The organism is Citrobacter sp. Cpo065, assembly GCF_030332805.1.
Classification (GTDB): Bacteria; Pseudomonadota; Gammaproteobacteria; order Enterobacterales; family Enterobacteriaceae; genus Citrobacter; species Citrobacter portucalensis.
Map to the genome: position 1 here is coordinate 164044 of NZ_JAOWHC010000020.1, position 18102 is coordinate 182145.

General features: G+C 53.1%; 18 protein-coding genes. 7 read left to right on the forward strand and 11 right to left on the reverse strand.

Annotated features, from left to right (window positions below):
* Nucleotides 1-419: 419 nt before the first annotated feature.
* Nucleotides 420-1454 (forward strand): glycosyltransferase, encoded by a 1035-nt coding sequence (locus OGY68_RS03665; RefSeq protein ID WP_032945363.1) that lies wholly within the window; start codon nt 420-422, stop codon nt 1452-1454.
* On the opposite strand, the gene OGY68_RS03670 is transcribed toward OGY68_RS03665, so the two are convergent.
* From OGY68_RS03670 to gpmM, 3 genes are read right to left on the reverse strand one after another with little or no spacing between them, the layout of a single operon-like run.
* Nucleotides 1455-2390, reverse strand: a complete 936-nt coding sequence (locus OGY68_RS03670; RefSeq protein WP_003024138.1) for a divergent polysaccharide deacetylase family protein — start codon at nt 2388-2390, stop codon at nt 1455-1457.
* Nucleotides 2391-2393: 3 nt separating this feature from the next.
* Nucleotides 2394-3653, reverse strand: a complete 1260-nt coding sequence (gene envC, locus OGY68_RS03675; RefSeq protein WP_231587333.1) for a murein hydrolase activator EnvC — start codon at nt 3651-3653, stop codon at nt 2394-2396.
* A 33-nt stretch (nt 3654-3686) separates the two neighbouring features.
* On the reverse strand, nt 3687-5231 hold the full coding sequence (gene gpmM / locus OGY68_RS03680; protein WP_057066896.1) for a 2,3-bisphosphoglycerate-independent phosphoglycerate mutase: 1545 nt from the start codon (nt 5229-5231) through the stop codon (nt 3687-3689).
* A gap of 249 nt (nt 5232-5480) precedes the next feature.
* Here gpmM and OGY68_RS03685 point away from each other — a divergent pair, with 249 nt between their 5' ends.
* From OGY68_RS03685 to cysE, 5 genes are all read left to right on the forward strand, one after another.
* A complete protein-coding gene (locus tag OGY68_RS03685) occupies nt 5481-5912 on the forward strand; it encodes a rhodanese-like domain-containing protein (RefSeq protein WP_003024148.1) in 432 nt (143 codons plus the stop codon).
* 52 nt (nt 5913-5964) lie between these two features.
* Nucleotides 5965-6216, forward strand: a complete 252-nt coding sequence (grxC, locus tag OGY68_RS03690) for a glutaredoxin 3 (protein WP_003024152.1) — start codon at nt 5965-5967, stop codon at nt 6214-6216.
* A gap of 46 nt (nt 6217-6262) precedes the next feature.
* Entirely contained in the window at nt 6263-6730 is a 468-nt protein-coding gene (gene secB, locus OGY68_RS03695) for a protein-export chaperone SecB (RefSeq protein ID WP_003024155.1), read from the forward strand.
* Nucleotides 6730-7749 carry an NAD(P)H-dependent glycerol-3-phosphate dehydrogenase gene (gpsA, locus tag OGY68_RS03700; RefSeq protein WP_008786462.1) on the forward strand — a complete coding sequence of 340 codons (1020 nt, stop codon included), beginning with the start codon at nt 6730-6732 and terminating at the stop codon, nt 7747-7749. The genes secB and gpsA overlap by 1 nt, the downstream gene beginning before the upstream one ends.
* 77 nt (nt 7750-7826) lie before the next feature.
* Nucleotides 7827-8648, forward strand: a complete 822-nt coding sequence (cysE, locus tag OGY68_RS03705; protein WP_003024160.1) for a serine O-acetyltransferase — start codon at nt 7827-7829, stop codon at nt 8646-8648.
* A 181-nt stretch (nt 8649-8829) separates the two neighbouring features.
* Here cysE and trmL read toward each other — a convergent pair whose 3' ends face one another.
* The 5 genes from trmL to OGY68_RS03730 all read right to left on the reverse strand — a co-directional run bounded on the left by trmL (nt 8830) and on the right by OGY68_RS03730 (nt 13587).
* The gene (trmL, locus tag OGY68_RS03710; RefSeq protein ID WP_048237006.1) at nt 8830-9303 is read right to left on the reverse strand and encodes a tRNA (uridine(34)/cytosine(34)/5-carboxymethylaminomethyluridine(34)-2'-O)-methyltransferase TrmL; all 474 of its coding nucleotides are present in this window, start codon (nt 9301-9303) and stop codon (nt 8830-8832) included.
* Between the two features lie 40 nt (nt 9304-9343).
* Nucleotides 9344-10534 (reverse strand): FMN-dependent L-lactate dehydrogenase LldD, encoded by a 1191-nt coding sequence (gene lldD, locus OGY68_RS03715; protein WP_008786460.1) that lies wholly within the window; start codon nt 10532-10534, stop codon nt 9344-9346.
* Nucleotides 10531-11307: a transcriptional regulator LldR gene (gene lldR, locus OGY68_RS03720; protein ID WP_003024170.1), complete on the reverse strand. Its 777-nt coding sequence runs from the start codon at nt 11305-11307 to the stop codon at nt 10531-10533. Before lldR ends, lldD begins: the two co-directional genes overlap by 4 nt.
* Complete coding sequence (lldP, locus tag OGY68_RS03725; protein ID WP_003827332.1) at nt 11304-12959, reverse strand: L-lactate permease; 1656 nt, start codon at nt 12957-12959, stop codon at nt 11304-11306. The genes lldR and lldP overlap by 4 nt, the downstream gene beginning before the upstream one ends.
* A 265-nt stretch (nt 12960-13224) precedes the next feature.
* A complete protein-coding gene (locus OGY68_RS03730) occupies nt 13225-13587 on the reverse strand; it encodes a YibL family ribosome-associated protein (RefSeq protein ID WP_008786458.1) in 363 nt (120 codons plus the stop codon).
* A gap of 292 nt (nt 13588-13879) precedes the next feature.
* On the opposite strand from OGY68_RS03730, the gene OGY68_RS03735 reads away from it, so the two are divergent.
* Complete coding sequence (locus OGY68_RS03735) at nt 13880-14086, forward strand: hypothetical protein (RefSeq protein ID WP_032945348.1); 207 nt, start codon at nt 13880-13882, stop codon at nt 14084-14086.
* Nucleotides 14087-14098: 12 nt separating this feature from the next.
* Here the strand turns inward: OGY68_RS03735 and mtlR are convergent, their stop codons facing one another.
* From mtlR to mtlA, 3 genes are all read right to left on the reverse strand, one after another.
* Nucleotides 14099-14686: a mannitol operon repressor MtlR gene (gene mtlR / locus OGY68_RS03740; RefSeq protein WP_003024179.1), complete on the reverse strand. Its 588-nt coding sequence runs from the start codon at nt 14684-14686 to the stop codon at nt 14099-14101.
* Complete coding sequence (gene mtlD / locus OGY68_RS03745; RefSeq protein ID WP_286616845.1) at nt 14686-15834, reverse strand: mannitol-1-phosphate 5-dehydrogenase; 1149 nt, start codon at nt 15832-15834, stop codon at nt 14686-14688. Before mtlD ends, mtlR begins: the two co-directional genes overlap by 1 nt.
* 128 nt (nt 15835-15962) lie before the next feature.
* Entirely contained in the window at nt 15963-17876 is a 1914-nt protein-coding gene (gene mtlA, locus OGY68_RS03750) for a PTS mannitol transporter subunit IICBA (protein ID WP_008786455.1), read from the reverse strand.
* Between the last annotated feature and the right edge of the window lie 226 nt (nt 17877-18102).

Here is an 18102-nt window from a genome sequence, read left to right on the forward strand (position 1 = left end):
GACGGTGGTTAGTTAATACATGCTTTTATGTAAAAGGCACACAAAAAACAGTGTTATGTTCTATCTAATTGAAAGTAATTGATTAATTGCTTTACGTTATGAAAATTTCATGACTTAAAGCATCAATGTAGTAAGAGTGCTTTGGTCATCATTACATTTGCACTGTTCATTTTGTGATAGAGATCAAGTTAGTATAACAAAATCCTTTGTCATACACAGGTAACAACTAAGTTAGCTATTTGTGCTGTTTTTTGTTTCTCGGACGTGTAAGTAAATAGGTTATCAATCTAGCTAATATAAATTTATAGGAATGCTGGCCTATTTCTCTGGAAATTGTACCTCTTGCTAAGCCTTAATAATATCTTAATAATCGGGTGATAGAGTAACGACAATCCCATAGATTAGATGATTACCCTACGATGAAAAGTAAATATAAATTAAGCGTTATTATCCCGTTATATAATGCCGGTAGTTACTTTCGTGACTGTATGGAGTCATTAATTGCGCAGACCTGGAAAGATCTTGAAATCATTATTGTAAATGATGGTTCTACGGACTGTTCAGTCGATATTGCGCAATACTATGCGGAAAAATATCCCCATGTTCGGCTGCTGCATCAGGCCAACCAGGGTGTCTCTGTCGCGCGAAACCTTGGCCTGGATGTCGCTGTGGGGGATTACATCGCATTCGTTGATGCCGATGATGAAGTCTATCCGGAGATGTATGAGACATTGATGGGAATGGCCTTGCATGACAACCTTGACGTTGTACAAAGCAACGCAGACTGGAGTTCGCGGGAAACATCCCGAGTCTGGGTATCCATTCCAACAGATCGTCTGCGCTCTACCGGTATTCTCTCCGGCCCAGACTGGTTGCGTATGGGGCTTGCTTCGCGCCGCTGGACGCATGTTCTCTGGATGGGGGTATATAGAAATGACCTCATTAAAGAACACAATATAAGATTTATCCCTGGGTTACATCATCAGGATGTCATGTGGAGTACGGTGTTTATGTTTAATGCCACTCGTGTGAAATATACGGAAAAACCATTATATAAATACTACCAACACGATGGCTCAATTAGCCACATGAAGCGGCAGGGTGAAGCGAATTTAAACTATCAACGGCACTATATAAAGATCACTCGCCTGCTGGACGAACTTAATCATAGCTATGCTAACCGCATCACTATCCATCCTGAGTTTAAGCAACAAGTGATTTATGAGGGACTGCGAGTATGTCATTGTATTCGTAAAGAACCCGATCCACAGATCCGCCAGCGCATGATTGCTGAAGTATTTGTATCGGGTATGTTCAAGCGTATGGTGAGTAATATCTGCAGCGTTAAGCTGGGTTATCAGGTGCTGTTGTGGGCTATCCGTTTTAGCCAGTGGCGCGATAAATCATTGACGCCGCGCCGCCTGGCCCATTTAACGCTGGATAGTAAAGACTGATTATTGCCAGCCCTGCCACTGCAGGCGCATATACTGCACCAGCGTGCTTTGGGTGATGCTTTCGCCGAGCACGCTGAAGAAGCGGCTGGCGTACACCGGCTCTAACGGCTGTTTCGGTTTGCATAATTTCACCCCGCGGAAAGGATTACGCGGCGCATCAGGCGTACCGTTCTTCGGTGGTGTGAGGTTTGGTCTGGAGGTATCCACCTGTGGTTCATTGAGCAAACTGCTTGGGCGAACCAGCGTGATGTCGGCTGGCAGGCTATACAGCATCTGCTGCAGGACGCGAACCGTAGACGGGTGAGGGTGGCCAATGGCGATTGCGGAACCGTTGCGGCGCGCAAGCTCGACGGCACGATTAAACTGACGGCGAATATCGGCTTCGTTTTGCGTGTCATCCAGGAAGACTTTGCGTTTGATGACCTTCACACCGGTTCCTGACGCTGCGCGCATTGCCTGGCTGTTACCGATGGTCATGCTGTCCAGGAAGTAGAGGTCGTAGCGTTCCAGCGCCTGCATCACCTTCTGCATGCCGAACAGGCTGGAGGTCATCGCGCTGCCCATATGGTTGTTCAGACCGACCGCATTCGGTACTTTGCTTACCGCGTCGCGAATAATCCGCTCAATCTCTTCGCTGCTCATTTCAGGGCGTAACGTGTCTTTCTCTAACGGCTGCTTGCTCAGCGGCGCCATTGGCAGATGGATTAAGACTTCATGCCCGCTGTTATGCGCTTTGATTGCCATTTCACGCGCATGTGGGGCGTTAGGCAGAACGGCAACGGAGATGGTAGAAGGCATCGCCAGTACCTGGTTTTCAGTGTGTGGGCGATAGCCGAAATCATCAATGACGATGGCGAGTTTGCCAGCAAATACAGGTGTTGCGAAGGCCAGCAGACTGGCGAGAGAGAGTAGTAGACGACGAAATTGTTGTGGCAAAACTTATCTTCCCAACCACGGCTGTGGATTGACCGCCTGACCCTGGCGACGAATTTCGAAATAGAGTGCCGGCCTGCCCTGACCGCCGCTGCTACCCACAAGTGCTATAGGCTGCCCGGCGCGAACCTGCGTACCGACGCTGACCAGTGCGCTCTGGTTATAACCGTACAGGCTCATATCGCCTTTACCGTGTTCAACGACGACCACCAGGCCATAGCCCTGCAGCCAGTCCGCCAGAATGACGCGACCATCGGCAATGGCTTTAACTTCGGTGCCCTCGGATGCACCAATAACCATACCCTTCCAACGTAGCTCACCCTGCAGCTGTTCGCCATAACGATGTAGAGTTGGACCACGAACGGGCCAGAATGCCTGACCGCGTGGCGAACCTAAACCGCCGGTACGCGACATCAGTGATTTTTCACTTTCGGTCGGTTTATAGGTTGAGCCTTTTCGTGACGCATCCTTCTGCTTATCACGTACGGCCTGCGCCTCGCGCGCTTCACGTTCCGCGCGCGCTTTGGCCGCGGCTTCGGCGCGAGCAATGCTGTTGCGCAGACGGGATTCGTTGGCGCGCATTTCGCCCAGTTGCTGTTGACCCTGTTGAATCGATGATTCCAGACTCGAAAGTGTTTTCTGGCGTTCGTTACGTGCCTGTTCCAGCTTAGCCTGCTGAGCGCGCTGTTCGTACAGTAGCGTCTGCTGTTCGCTCTGCTTATCTTCCAGCTCGGCTTTTTGCGAGTCGACCTCTTCGCGGGTTTGTTTCAGCTGCGCGATGGTTTCCTGTCGCGCCTGGTTCAGATAGCCGAAATAGGCCTGCAGGCGTTGCCCACGCTGGCTTTCTTCACCGCTAAGAATGAGCTGAATGCCTGTGTGTTCGCCCTGGCGAAAAGCTGCGTCGAGTTGGGCTGCTAGGCTGCGTTCTTGCGCGGCCCGCTGTTTTTCCAGCTTCGCGAGTGCTGCATTCATCTCTGCGATTTGCGCATTCAGCTGTGCCAGTGAGTTTTGCGTTTCGCGCAACTGCCTTGCGGCAACGGCGATGGCTTGTTCCTGAGCTTTAAGCTGAGCGAGGAGGGTGGCGCGTTGTTGTTGCTGTTGGCGTACCGCGCGTTCTTTTGCCGCGATATCAGCCTGAATAGATTTGAGCTGGTCGCGTTCGTCCGCGTGGGCGGAAAAGGCGCACAGCAATACGCCAGCGCTAAGCGCGCTGGCGTAGAACAAGGGCCTGACTGAAAACTTACGCGGTTTCACGGCCCGAGTGATGGTATTAATCGCCTTTCCCCTCATGGGGAGGGATTATTCCACGATGAACAGCGGCTTACCAGTCATCTCTTGCGGGATTTCCATACCCATCAGCGTCAGCATCGTCGGGGCGATATCAGAAAGTTTACCGCCTTCGACTGCTTTAACGTTCTTACCACCGACATAAATCAGCGGAACGGGCAGGTTGGTGTGCGCAGTGTGCGCCTGACCGGTGGACGGATCGCGCATCTGCTCTGCGTTACCGTGGTCCGCGGTGATCAGCAACTGGCCGCCAACGGATTCAACCGCTTTCGCGACCTGTTCAACGCAGTGATCCAGCGCTTCAACCGCTTTAACCGCTGCTTCCATCACTCCGGTATGACCAACCATGTCGCCGTTCGGGTAGTTACAAATGATGGTGTCGTATTTTCCGCTCTCAATCGCCGCAACCAGTTTTTCGGTCAGCTCAGCAGAGCTCATCTCCGGCTGCAGATCGTAGGTCGCAACTTTCGGTGAGTTGATCAGGATGCGGTCTTCGCCTTTGAACGGCTCTTCTACGCCGCCGTTGAAGAAGAAGGTCACGTGCGCATATTTTTCGGTTTCGGAAATACGCAACTGCGTTTTGTCGTGCTTCGCCATCCACTCGCCAAGGGTGTTAGCCAGAGATGCTGGTGGGTAAGCAACCGCAGTTTTGATGTCGGCCGCGTATTCGGTCAGCATCACAAAGTTGAGGTTAACGACTTTCTTACGGGCGAAGCCGTCGAAGTCAGCGTTAACAAACGCACGAGTGATTTCACGCGCACGGTCAGCACGGAAGTTCATGAAAATCAGCGTATCGCCGTCTTCCATGGCGGCTTCAGCCTGGCCTTCAGCACGGATCACGGTCGCTTTCACGAATTCGTCGTTTTCGTCGCGGGCATAAGCAGCCTGCAGGCCTTCAACCGCCGTAGCGAACTGGAACTCGCCTTTGGCCAACGTCATCAGGTCATAAGCCTGTTCAACGCGATCCCAACGGTTGTCGCGGTCCATCGCGTAGTAACGACCGATGATGGACGCTACGCGGCCTTTGCCCAGCGCGGCAAATTTCTCTTCGAATTTCTGCAGTGAATGTTCAGCGCTGCGCGGCGGGGTATCGCGGCCATCAAGGAAAGCGTGCAGATAGATTTTTTCCGCGCCGCGTTCAGCAGCCATTTCTACCATCGCCATGATGTGATCTTCGTGGCTGTGAACACCGCCCGCAGAGAGCAGACCCATGATGTGAACCGCTTTGCCGCTATTTTTTGCCTGGTCGACCGCATTGGTCAGCACCGGGTTAGCGAAGAAAGTACGCTCTTTAATTTCTACATCCAGACGGGTCAGGTCCTGATACACGATGCGGCCCGCGCCCAGGTTGACGTGACCGACTTCGGAGTTGCCCATCTGGCGATCGGGCAGGCCAACTTCCAGGCCAGACGCATCAATCAGGGTATGCGGACGTTTTGCCCACAGGGCATCCATTACCGGGGTTTTAGCACTAAAAATGGCGTTATCCTGGCTGTCTTCGCGATAGCCGTAGCCATCCAGAATCACCAGTACCATAGGTTTTTTAGAAACCGACATTGCGACAACCTCACACTTAATAGATAAAAAATAATTGCGTAATTTTACTACAGCTGAATCGATAAAGTAGCCCCGGAAGATCAAATAATCGACCAGAGCGCGCCGCAGAGGGCGTGGTTTTAGGTTTTTTTTTCCGTAGCGCCCCGCAAAAATGCAATCCAATGCACGCTCTGGCTGTATTTGCGCCAACGCGCAGGTATACTCCTTTCCTGGTTTTTTTAATCACTGAGTCGGGAGTTGTTACCCCCCATGCAAGAAATTATGCAATTTGTTAGTCGCCACCCTGTATTGAGTATCGCCTGGATTGCGTTACTGGCGGCTGTATTATTTACCACGTTTAAGAGCCTGACTTCCAAAGTGAAGGTGATTACGCGCGGAGAAGCCACACGTCTCATCAATAAAGAAGACGCCGTTGTCGTGGATTTACGTCAGCGCGACGACTTCCGCAAAGGCCATATCGCAGGCTCCACTAACCTGCTGCCGAGCGAAATCAAAGCCAATAATTTTGGCGAACTGGAAAAACACAAAAACAAACCTGTGATTGTGGTTGATGGTTCAGGCATGCAGTGCCAGGATTCAGCAACTGCGCTGATCAAAGCCGGTTTTGAGCAGGTGTCTGTACTGAAAGATGGCGTAGCGGGCTGGAGTGGTGAGAATCTGCCACTGGTTCGCGGCAAATAATTTACCCGTCTTCTTTCATGCCGCAGGGTAAAAAGAACACTGGAGATAAGTCATGGCCAATATTGAGATCTATACCAAAGCAACCTGCCCGTTTTGCCATCGCGCAAAGGCGCTCCTGAACAGCAAGGGTGTGAGTTTCCAGGAGCTTCCGATTGACGGCGATGCCGTGAAGCGTGAAGAAATGATCAAGCGCAGTGGCCGTACTACGGTTCCGCAGATTTTTATTGATGCACAGCACATTGGTGGTTGTGACGACTTGTATGCGTTGGATGCGCGTGGTGGACTGGATCCACTGCTGCGTTAAGGCGTACCGAAGTATTTAAAGGACAACACTAAAGGGTTTTCTCAACATGTCAGAACAAAATAACACTGAAATGGCTTTCCAGATCCAACGTATTTATACCAAGGATGTGTCTTTCGAAGCGCCAAATGCACCGCATGTTTTCCAGAAAGATTGGCAGCCAGAGGTTAAACTGGATCTTGATACCGCATCTACCCAACTGGCAGATGACGTGTATGAAGTAGTGCTGCGTGTCACCGTAACGGCTTCCCTGGGTGAAGAAACTGCGTTCCTGTGCGAAGTTCAGCAGGGCGGTATTTTCTCCATCAGTGGTATCGAAGGGACTCAGATGGCGCATTGCCTGGGCGCATACTGCCCGAACATTCTGTTCCCGTATGCCCGCGAATGCATCACCAGCCTGGTTTCACGCGGTACGTTCCCGCAACTGAACCTTGCGCCGGTCAACTTTGATGCGCTGTTCATGAACTATTTACAGCAGCAGGCTGGCGAAGGTACTGAAGAACATCAGGATGCCTGATGAACCAAAGTAATGCTTCAATGACTGTGATTGGTGCCGGCTCGTACGGCACCGCTCTTGCCATCACCCTGGCAAGAAATGGCCATCAGGTTGTCCTGTGGGGCCATGATCCTAAACATATCGCGACTCTCGAGCACGATCGCTGCAACGTCGCGTTCCTTCCTGATGTGCCTTTTCCCGACACGCTGCGCCTGGAAAGTGATTTAGCCACTGCACTGGCCGCCAGTCGTAATATTCTGGTGGTGGTACCGAGCCACGTCTTTGGCGAAGTGCTGCGTAACATCAAACCATTGATGCGTCCTGACGCACGACTGGTCTGGGCGACAAAAGGTCTGGAAGCGGAAACAGGGCGTCTGCTGCAGGACGTCGCGCGTGAAGCGCTGGGGGACTCAATTCCACTGGCGGTTATTTCCGGCCCGACGTTCGCCAAAGAGCTGGCTGCGGGCATGCCGACGGCGATTTCTCTGGCCTCGACGGACGACACTTTTGCTGACGATCTCCAGCAGTTGCTGCACTGCGGCAAAAGCTTCCGCGTTTATAGCAACCCGGATTTCATTGGCGTGCAGCTTGGCGGCGCGGTGAAAAACGTCATTGCCATTGGTGCGGGGATGTCTGACGGCATCGGTTTTGGCGCGAATGCACGAACCGCATTGATCACCCGTGGGCTGACCGAAATGTCTCGTCTTGGTGCGGCGCTGGGGGCCGATCCTGCCACCTTTATGGGGATGGCGGGTTTAGGCGATCTGGTGCTGACCTGTACCGACAACCAGTCGCGCAACCGTCGTTTTGGCATGATGCTCGGCCAGGGGATGGACGTGCAGGGTGCGCAGGACAAGATTGGCCAAGTGGTTGAAGGCTATCGCAATACGAAAGAAGTTCGTGAATTGGCGCACCGTTTTGGTGTTGAGATGCCAATAACCGAGGAAATTTATCAAGTATTGTATTGCGGAAAAAACGCGCGCGAGGCAGCATTGACGTTATTAGGCCGTGCACGCAAGGACGAGCTGAGTCGCCACTAGCTGTAAGGAACTGTTGAATATAACGACCCGATCCGCGAAGAACGGATCGGTCGTTTTGCTACCTTCTGGAGTACGCAATGCCGTGTGAAGAACTGGATATCGTCTGGAAAAACATTAAAGCGGAAGCCCGGGCACTGGCGGAATGTGAGCCAATGCTGGCCAGTTTTTACCACGCAACGCTGCTCAAGCATGAAAATCTCGGCAGTGCGCTAAGCTATATGCTGGCGAATAAACTCGCTTCTCCAATTATGCCCGCCATTGCGATTCGCGAAGTCGTAGAAGAGGCCTACGCGGCCGATCCTGAAATGATTGCCTCAGCGGCCTGCGATATTCAGGCAGTACGCACGCGTGACCCGGCTGTCGATAAATATTCCACTCCACTGCTGTATCTGAAGGGCTTTCATGCGCTTCAGGCCTACCGTATCGGTCACTGGCTGTGGCATCAGGGGCGTCAGGCGCTGGCGATCTTCCTGCAAAATCAGGTGTCCGTTACCTTCCAGGTAGACATTCATCCGGCGGCAAAAATTGGCCGTGGGATTATGCTCGATCACGCCACCGGCATTGTGGTTGGTGAAACCGCGGTGATTGAAAACGACGTCTCTATTCTGCAATCCGTCACGCTGGGCGGGACCGGTAAAGCCGGCGGTGACCGCCACCCGAAAATTCGTGAAGGCGTGATGATCGGCGCGGGAGCAAAAATTCTCGGCAACATTGAAGTCGGACGCGGCGCGAAGATTGGCGCAGGTTCGGTCGTGCTACAGCCCGTACCGCCGCATACCACCGCCGCAGGCGTACCGGCGCGCATCGTCGGTAAGCCAGACAGCGATAAGCCGTCTATGGATATGGATCAGCATTTCAACGGGATTCATCATACTTTCGAATACGGCGATGGAATCTGATTTCGAGCTATCTTACTTGTCATCTTGAACCCGGGCTGTGCTCGCCATCCTCACGTACTACGTGTACGCGCAGGTCGGCAAGCGCAGTCCGTGTCCAACCTGACTACGCCGATAACGCTCGAAAAATAACGGTAAATTCTTTCGTAGGTCGGATAAGGCGTCAGCCGCCATCCGACAAAAATCAACTACGCAATATCGCGCCGGGATAACCTAACTGGCGCCAGGCCTCATACACCACCACCGACACCGCATTCGACAGGTTCATGCTGCGACTGTCCGGCATCATCGGAATACGAATTTTTTGTTCGGCAGGCAGCGCGTCGAGGATGCTGGCTGGCAGACCGCGAGTTTCCGGGCCAAACATCAGATAATCCCCATCCTGATAGCTTACCGCGCTATGCGCTGGCGTACCTTTGGTGGTCAGGGCAAACAGACGTTGCGGATTTTCTGCGGCGACGAAGGCGGCGTAATCAGGGTGGCGTAGCACAGCGGTAAATTCATGGTAATCCAGCCCCGCGCGACGCAGGCGCTTGTCGTCCCAGGTAAAGCCCATTGGCTCAATAATATGCAGACGAAAGCCGGTGTTGGCGCAAAGACGGATAATATTGCCGGTATTTGGCGGGATTTCTGGTTCGAATAAAACGATGTTTAGCATGCTGCCCCCTTAAGTACGGGGCAGCATAGCAAATTAACGTTTACGCCGCATTTCCACGTTTGGGCTGCATCGGGTAGTCAGCCACCTGTTTGCCCAGTTCCTGTACCAGCGAATCACGGCTGATTTCGCTAATCGATTTCGCCCCGGTAAGGGTCATTGCCACCTTCATCTCTTTCTCGATCAGATTCAGCAGATTCGCCACCCCGGCCTGACCGTGGGTGGCCAGCGCGTACAGATAAGCACGTCCCAGCAGAACACTATCCGCGCCCAGCGCAATCATACGTACGACGTCCAGACCGTTGCGGATCCCACTGTCTGCCAGAATGGTGATATCGCCTTTTACCGCATCGGCAATAGCGGGTAACGCGCGAGCTGAAGACAGCACGCCGTCTAACTGGCGACCACCGTGGTTAGAGACAACGATGCCGTCCGCACCAAAGCGTACGGCGTCTCGGGCATCTTCGGGATCGAGGATCCCTTTGATCACCATCGGACCATCCCAAAATTCGCGGATCCACTCGAGGTCTTTCCAGGAAATCGACGGATCGAAGTTATTCGCCAGCCAGCCGATGTAATCCTCAAGACCGGTAGGTTTACCAAGATAAGTCGAGATATTACCTAAATCATGTGGGCGACCGTTCAGGCCAACGTCCCATGCCCACTGTGGATGGGTGACTGCCTGCCAGTAGCGGCGTAGTGCGGCATTTGGGCCGCTCATCCCGGAATGGGCGTCACGGTAGCGTGCACCCGGTGTTGGCATATCGACGGTAAAGACCAGCGTGGAGCAACCCGCCGCTTTGGCGCGCTCCAGCGCGTTGCGCATAAAGCCACGATCGCGCAGAACATATAGCTGAAACCACATTGGACGTTTGATGGTTGGGGCGACTTCTTCAATCGGACATACGGATACCGTGGAAAGCGTAAATGGAATGCCTTTGGCATCAGCGGCGGCGGCGGCCTGAACTTCGCCCCGGCGCGCGTACATGCCGCACAGACCGACAGGTGCAAGGGCCACCGGCATGGAGAGCGTTTCGTTGAACAGCTTTGTCTCCAGGCTCAGGTCGGACATATTCTTCAGCACGCGCTGGCGAAGTGCCACTTCAGACAGGTCTGCCACGTTACGGCGCAGAGTGTGCTCTGCATACGCCCCACCGTCTATATAGTGGAACAAGAAGGGGGGTAGGATGCGCTGGGCTGCGGCGCGATAGTCGCTGGCTGCTGAAATAATCATGTGTTGTTCTCCCTGCTATTCTCACCAGGGTCACCGGGCAGGCGGGTGATACGCGCCTGGCGGGCCTGATCTTCATCAAATCGTTTAATCGTGGTGTGGACAAAACTGAGGTGCGCCATCATTGCTTTACGCGCTCCGTCGGCATCTCCGGCAACAATCGCATCCAGGACGGCCTGATGCTGCGCCGTCAGTTGCGAAAATACGGGCGGCACAAGGTACATACGCTGACGGCTCTGTTTCACCGAAGACTGCAATACGTCGAAGAAACCGCGCATGGTCTGTAACAGCACCACGTTGTGCGAGGCTTCCGCAATGGCGAGATGAAAGCGAACGTCTGCCTGCGAGGCGAGATCTGGATCTTCGCTTTGTGTGGCCTCGAAACAGAGTCTGATCTTCTCTTTGTCGGCAGCAGTGGCACGCATAGCTGCATGCCAGGCGGTGCTGGCTTCGATGGCGTGGCGGGCTTCCAGAATATCGAAACTGTAATCAGGGTCGTCTGCCAGTAGAGTTTTCAGCGGCTGAACGATGTTTTGTTCAGACCAGGCCTCATGCTGCCAGCGGATAAACGTCCCGCCGCCACGACGGCTAATCAACACGCCTTCGCTCACCAGCTTGGCTAACGCCTCGCGCAGCGAGTTGCGCGATACGCCGAGCTGTACAGCCAGTTGGCGCTCAGCGGGCAACTTCATGCCCGCCTCCAGCTGTTGTTCTTCAATCAGCGCCCGCACACGAGATGCGACTTCGTCTGACAGGCGTCTGGGCATCACTATCATGGAATCATCCAGGTTAAGACATAGGCCTGCAGCGTGGTAATCACACCCACCATGCAGGTGAAAATCAGACTGTGCTTCACGGTAAAGCGGAACAGATCAGACTCTTTCCCCACTAATCCCACTGCCGCACAGGCGATTGCGATAGATTGCGGAGAGATCATCTTGCCGGTCACGCCGCCGGTGGTATTTGCGGCCACCATCAGCACATCCGAAACGCCGATTTGCTGAGCGGCCGTGGCCTGCAGGGCGGCGAACAATGCGTTTGATGAGGTGTCGGACCCGGTCAGGAATACCCCCAGCCAGCCAAGGAACGGCGAGAAGAAGGTAAATGCGCTGCCGGTATGTGCCAGGGCCAGTGCCAGGGTGGATGAAAGCCCGGAGTAGTTAGAGATAAACGCGAATGCCAGCACCATCCCGATGGAGTAGATAGGCAGCGCCAGATCTTTCAGCGTGCTACCAAAGGTCTGCAGCGCAGCAGATGGCTTCATTTTCAGCCAGACGATAGACAGCAGGGCGGCAAACAGTATTGCGGTACCGGTCGCGGAGAACCAGTCAAATTTGTACACCGCCGCGTAGGCTGTAGCTTCGTGTACGACCGGTGGCATACGGGCAACCAGCTTGTCGAGGAACGGAACCGGAATATTGACCACCCAGTGGTACATCGCGCCGCCTGGCGCAAACAGCGCTTTAAACGGCGGTATGCTCCACAGCGTGACGGTAGCGGTCAGGAACAGGAACGGTGACCAGGCGCGTACCACCTGCCCAGCGGTGTAGCGGGTGCGTGACAGATCCATATCGACCTGCGAAGCGCCCATATCGCCAAAACGGAAGATGCGTACCGGCTGCCAGCGTTTCAGGAACAGCGTCAGACACACCAGTGAGACCAGAGAAGAGATGATGTCCGGCAGTTCCGGCCCGATAAAGTTAGAGCTGAGGTACTGTGCGATAGCAAACGAGCCGCCAGCGACCATCACCGCAGGCCAGGTTTCTTTGACACCACGCCAGCCATCCATAATCGCCATAATCCAGAACAGCACGATAATGGTCAGGAACGGCAGTTGACGACCTACCATCTGGCCAATCTCGAAGCTGTCCAGTCCGGTAACCTGACCGGCAACCAGAATCGGAATGCCCATTGCGCCAAAAGCGACCGGCGCGGTATTTACGATCAGGCACAAACCTGCCGCATACAGCGGGTTAAAGCCAAGACCAACCAGCAGTGCGGCGGTAATCGCTACCGGAGCACCGAAGCCTGCCGCTCCTTCGAGGAATGCCCCAAAGGAGAAACCAACAATCAGCATTTGCAGACGCTGGTCTGGGGTAATCGAGAGTATTGATGAGCGGATGATGTCGAACTGCCCGGTCTTCACCGAGATTTTATAGACGAATACCGCGGCGATAATGATCCAGGCAATTGGCCACAGACCGTAGAAGAAACCGTACACTACGGATGCCAGTGCGTGATCGACCGGCATTTTGTAGAACAGCAGGGCGACCGACAAAGCGATCACCACCGTCCATGACGCCGCAACATAGCCTTTCAGCTTGAGCTTAATCAGGGCGAAGAAAAAGAACAGGATAGGGAGCGATGCGATCAGGCTGGAAAGCCAGATATTACCGGCCGGGTCGTAGTTCTGTTGCCAGAGATTCATTGCAGGTCTCCTGGGGGCCGCTGACATAATGGAATGAGTCTTTGCTCAAATCTTCGTCACATTATGTGTAAAAGTGGCCCTGCCAATATTGTTGTGTAGGGGTAATGACAATGAATGGTTAATCAAATGTTATTTATTGGCAACGGCATTGTACGTACATTTTAATGAAATGTGAGGTGCTGGTAGGATCTGGCTAAAATTGGTAGGGCCAATTAAGGAGGGGGAGAATGAAGGACCGGGCAAGCGGATGTTGCCCGGTGGGAGATTAGAACTCGCTCTTCGCGAAGCCCGTCATCTCTTTCAGGCCCATTTCACGGCCAAGCTCGGTCATCGGGTGGACGACGATCAGGCCGCGCACGCTTTTCTTCAGTTTGCCCATGTCAGCCTGCTCTTTTTTGGTGATGGCCCGACGGAACGGAAGTTTTGTCAGCTTTTGCGCTTCTTTGCTCAGCTTCTGGCCGTGAACTTCACGCAGGCGTGCGATCTCGGCTTCCAGAGTTTCTTTCTCTTTTTCCAGCTCGGCGTATTTGTCGGCGGCTTCAACAAGGGACAGGTCTGCCTGCTGGTGGCGAATAGCGTCCAGACGATCGCTCAGGCGTTTAATTTCGTTTTTTTCGACTTCTTTCATAGGATAGCTTCTGATAAAAATAGGATGAATATCCTATAGTATGCGCGCAGAGCGGGATTATTCACAACTGCTCGAAGATAAATAATCAAATACCGTAAGTATTAATTAGCTAATGATAATGTTACTGCATTGATTAACAAGGAATTTTAAGCGATAAGATCGGCCGTGGTGCTTTTTATTGGCGTGTTCGTGGTGAAGCACGTTTTCCTCAATATAAACACCCAACTGATCCTAAACTTAAATGATCAACCGCACAGGCTGAGCGCGGTTAATACATGGAGGAGGGAAGATTATGGCGAAAATAGGTGAGAACGTTTCAATCCTGATTGATAAAACTGTCGATTTTATGGCTTCAAGCCAGGCTTTTCGCGAATATTTGAATAAAACACCGCCGCGCAACGTTGTCCCTTCAGAAATACCGCAGGAAAACGCGCAGCTGTATCTGCAACGTCTGGCGTACTATCGGCAGCTGTATCGACCGCAGCAGGAAGAGAAATAAGCAAACATCGTCTTATTTTTGAAAGGCTTTTTTTAAGCTGATTTTAGAAATCAGCTCGGTCAGGGAAAGGACCATGGTGGATCGTACCATCTGCTGGTAACGCTGGATCTGCATGGCATGCAAACCAGAGTCTGAGGTATCAAACTGGGGTGGCGGCGGGAGTGCCGTCACGCAGTGAAGTTCACCAAACGGTCCAAGAATTTCGTCGTCGGTGAATGCGTATTCGTTGCCGTCGTGATTCAGCTCCTCCCGCAGCGCCATCAGCAGCTCCGCATCTTCGTACTCCGGGCGACTGAGTACGCCCAGGCCGTAGATTAACTTCAGACGAACGGAAAGATCGCCCAACGGACCATCGCCGTCGAGCAGCGGTTCTACGGCGTATTTCACCGCATAGTCGTCTTTGCGAAATACCTGAAGCACAAGGATATTCACCGCCTCGGTGAGCAGTTCTACGGCGGTGATGAGGAAGCTGCGTACGGTTTTGCCAGCATTCAGACGCTCAAGCACACGATTTTCAAAGGCCTGCGTTTGTTCCATTATTGCCTGCATATCTGACAATCTATTATTCAGGCGCAGGATATCCTGCGCCAGGTCCTGCATCATTTCTTTGCGTTATACGCGTTAACAGCCTCAAGCACGACATCACTATTGGCATCCAGCCCGGAAACTTGCGCCAGCGCGGCCTGTGGACCTTTTTCGTCAATCAGCGCGGTCAGTTCCTGTGCCTGCGGATCTTCTTCGCTGCGATAGTGCATCGCTGCCGCAATACCGGTAACCAGATTCGTATGCGGCAAACCATATTCCAGCGTACCCAGCAGCGGTTTAATCAGGCGGTCGCCTGCGCTCAGCTTACGCAGCGGCTGACGACCCACGCGCTCAACGTCATCTTTCAGATACGGGTTTTCAAAACGACCGAGGATTTTCTGAATGTATGCCGCATGTTTTGCTGCATCAAAGCCATAGCGTTTGATCAGTACCGCGCCGCTCTCTTCCATCGCACCTTTTACCACTGCGCGGATTTTCTCGTCGAGAATCGCGTCACGGATGGTCTGATGACCGGTCAATTTTCCGAGGTACGCGGTTATAGCATGCCCGGTGTTCAGCGTGAAGAGTTTACGTTCGACAAATGCCATCAGGTTATCAGTTAATTCCATTCCTGGGATATTTGGCAGTTCACCTTTAAACTGTGTTTTGTCGACAATCCACTCACTGAAGGTTTCGACGGTAACTTCCAGCGGATCGTTGGTTGCTGAAGCCGAAGGCGGAACAATGCGGTCCACGGCAGAATCGACAAAGCCAACATGTTCTTCAACCCAGGTTTTATCTTCATCTGCTAACGCGTTCATTACATGGCCCTTCAACTGGGTCGTTCCGCGCACCATGTTTTCACAAGCGATGATATTTAGTGGAGTAGCGATGCCCTGCGCCTTGCGTTTAACCAGTCCTTTGGCGATGGCTGGAGCGATACGCTCAAGTACAACCGGACCGACGGCGGTAGTGACTAAATCTACGTGGGCAATCAGTTCAACAACATCATCGCCGATGCTGCTTACAGCGTTGACGCCGGAGACGGTATCAACCTGCTCATTTTCACCCACGACATGAACCTGATAGCTATGACGGGCATTCAGGGCATCGAGCACGACCTGATTTACATCCGCGAACGTCAGCTGTATCCCCGCGTCCGCCAGCAGTTTGCCGATAAAGCCACGACCGATATTACCTGCGCCAAAATGTAATGCTTTCATAGTATTAACCTTCATTAATGTTTTTACCCAAGAGGGCTGGGGTGAGGCTTTTCCCTCAACCTAACCCTCTCCACAAGGGAGAGGATTTTGTAGGCCCGGTAAGCGTGAGCGCCACCGGGCAATAACGCTTACTTACGACCTGCCAGCAGTTCCAGCACTTCATCCACGCTGGTGGTATGGGCCAGACGTTCGATCACGGATTCATCATCCAGAGCGTTGGTCAGGCTGGTAATCACCTGGATGTGCTCGTTGTTACGCGCTGCGATACCAATAACCAGACGGGCAATATCGTCTTCTTCTTCACCGAAGCGAACGCCTTCCGGGTACTGGCAGAACACCACACCGGTTTTCAGCACGCGGTCTTTGGCTTCAACCGTACCGTGCGGTACTGCGATGGACTCACCCAGGTAAGTCGGGGTCAGTTTTTCGCGGTCCAGCATCGCCTCGACGTATTCTGGCTCAACGTAACCACCTTTCACCAGTTGCTCACCAGCAAAGCGAATCGCTTCTTCTTTGTTAGCCGCTTTACGGCCAAGGAAGATGTTCTCCGCACCCAGTTTGAACAGGTGGGTATCACCCTCTTCAAAGCTGTCTTTCAGGTGGTCGCGAACTTTCTCCTCGTTCACGTTGTGGCGCTGCGCAGCGACCAGACGTTCGGTCAGGTTGGAGTACAGACCGCTGTCGAGGAAGTTGGTCAGCGAAATGTGCTGTGCCTGAGGCACCTGGCGCATCGCGCGTTCGGTCAGGTCACGGTGGGTAATGACCAGATCCACATCCGGCGGCAGATTATTAATCGCGCTGTTAGTGACGGAAATCTGAGACAGCCCTGCATCCTGTACTTTCTTACGCAGTACGCCCGCACCCATAGCGCTGGAACCCATACCGGCATCGCAGGCAACGATGATTTTACGCACATGGCTCAGGTCGTTGGTGACGTCGCCAGCCGCCAGCGGGGATGCGCCTTTGGATTCCGCTTTCATGTCGTGCATACGACGGGTTGCGGCATCAATGTCATCATCTTCTTTCACTTTGCTGGTTTTCAGCAGAATGGCTGAGACCACAAAGGAGACTGCCATAGCCGCACAGATAGCAGCGATGTTAGCGAAGTAAGCTCCCTTCGGTGTCATTGCCAGCACGGCCAGGATAGAACCCGGAGACGCCGGAGAAACCAGACCGCCGTTCAGGATAGTCAGGGTAAATACGCCAGTCATACCGCCGAGAATAACGGCCAGGATCAGGCGCGGGTTCATCAGCACGTACGGGAAGTAAATTTCGTGGATACCACCCAGGAAGTGGATGATAGCCGCGCCGCCTGCAGACTGCTTAGCGCTGCCGCGACCGAAGAACATGTACGCCAGCAGGACGCCCATACCCGGACCCGGGTTTGCTTCAATCAGGAAGAAGATGGATTTGCCCATCTCATGGGACTGCTGAATACCCAGCGGTGAGAAAATACCGTGGTTAATGGCGTTGTTGAGGAACAGGATTTTCGCCGGTTCAACGAAGATAGACGCCAGCGGCAGCATGTCATGGACAACCATGAAGTTAACGCCTGCCGCCAGAATTTTGGACAGTGCTTCAACCAATGGGCCAATGCCGAGGAATGCCAGAATGGCGAGGATCATACCGATGATGCCAGCGGAGAAGTTATTCACCAGCATCTCAAAACCGGATTTGATCTTACCGTCTACCCAGTTGTCGAAGTGTTTGATCGCCCAGCCGCCCAGTGGACCTGCAATCATCGCGCCGAGGAACATTGGCATATCCGCACCGACGATAACGCCCATGGTGGTGATTGCACCAACTACGCCGCCACGCTCGCCGCCAACCAGTTTACCACCGGTATAACCGATCAGTAGCGGCAGCAGATAGGTGATCATCGGGCCGACCAGCTTCGCCAGCGTTTCGTTCGGCAACCACCCTGTCGGAATGAATAATGCGGTGATAATACCCCACGCGATAAACGCGCCGATATTTGGCATCACCATGTTGCTGAGGAATCGACCAAAGCTTTGCACCTTGATCTTAATATCGGATGACATAAAAACACCCCTTCTTATGTTTGCTATCACGCAGGCTGAAAGCCCGAGGTTTGTTAATGTAGCGGCAGGAGGTAGCCGGACCCTGTAGATACTGCGAAATCTGGCACTGAATCGTTCAACTGTCCAGTCGACGGCCTTTTATGTGACATTCGTCACGTAAATATAGGGTGTATGGCGTTAGTTAATGTGATTTTCATCACAAAATACCGGTACAAAAAAACATCGC

Bases quoted from the DNA above. Each gene is read 5' to 3' on its own strand.
- OGY68_RS03665 (WP_032945363.1), top strand. From the start codon at position 420: ATGAAAAGTAAATATAAATTAAGCGTTATTATCCCGTTATATAATGCC.
- gpmM (WP_057066896.1), bottom strand. From the start codon at position 5,231: ATGTCGGTTTCTAAAAAACCTATGGTACTGGTGATTCTGGATGGCTAC.
- OGY68_RS03685 (WP_003024148.1), top strand. From the start codon at position 5,481: ATGCAAGAAATTATGCAATTTGTTAGTCGCCACCCTGTATTGAGTATC.
- grxC (WP_003024152.1), top strand. From the start codon at position 5,965: ATGGCCAATATTGAGATCTATACCAAAGCAACCTGCCCGTTTTGCCAT.
- secB (WP_003024155.1), top strand. From the start codon at position 6,263: ATGTCAGAACAAAATAACACTGAAATGGCTTTCCAGATCCAACGTATT.
- gpsA (WP_008786462.1), top strand. From the start codon at position 6,730: ATGAACCAAAGTAATGCTTCAATGACTGTGATTGGTGCCGGCTCGTAC.
- cysE (WP_003024160.1), top strand. From the start codon at position 7,827: ATGCCGTGTGAAGAACTGGATATCGTCTGGAAAAACATTAAAGCGGAA.
- trmL (WP_048237006.1), bottom strand. From the start codon at position 9,303: ATGCTAAACATCGTTTTATTCGAACCAGAAATCCCGCCAAATACCGGC.
- lldD (WP_008786460.1), bottom strand. From the start codon at position 10,534: ATGATTATTTCAGCAGCCAGCGACTATCGCGCCGCAGCCCAGCGCATC.
- lldR (WP_003024170.1), bottom strand. From the start codon at position 11,307: ATGATAGTGATGCCCAGACGCCTGTCAGACGAAGTCGCATCTCGTGTG.
- lldP (WP_003827332.1), bottom strand. From the start codon at position 12,959: ATGAATCTCTGGCAACAGAACTACGACCCGGCCGGTAATATCTGGCTT.
- OGY68_RS03730 (WP_008786458.1), bottom strand. From the start codon at position 13,587: ATGAAAGAAGTCGAAAAAAACGAAATTAAACGCCTGAGCGATCGTCTG.
- OGY68_RS03735 (WP_032945348.1), top strand. From the start codon at position 13,880: ATGGCGAAAATAGGTGAGAACGTTTCAATCCTGATTGATAAAACTGTC.
- mtlR (WP_003024179.1), bottom strand. From the start codon at position 14,686: ATGCAGGACCTGGCGCAGGATATCCTGCGCCTGAATAATAGATTGTCA.
- mtlD (WP_286616845.1), bottom strand. From the start codon at position 15,834: ATGAAAGCATTACATTTTGGCGCAGGTAATATCGGTCGTGGCTTTATC.
- mtlA (WP_008786455.1), bottom strand. From the start codon at position 17,876: ATGTCATCCGATATTAAGATCAAGGTGCAAAGCTTTGGTCGATTCCTC.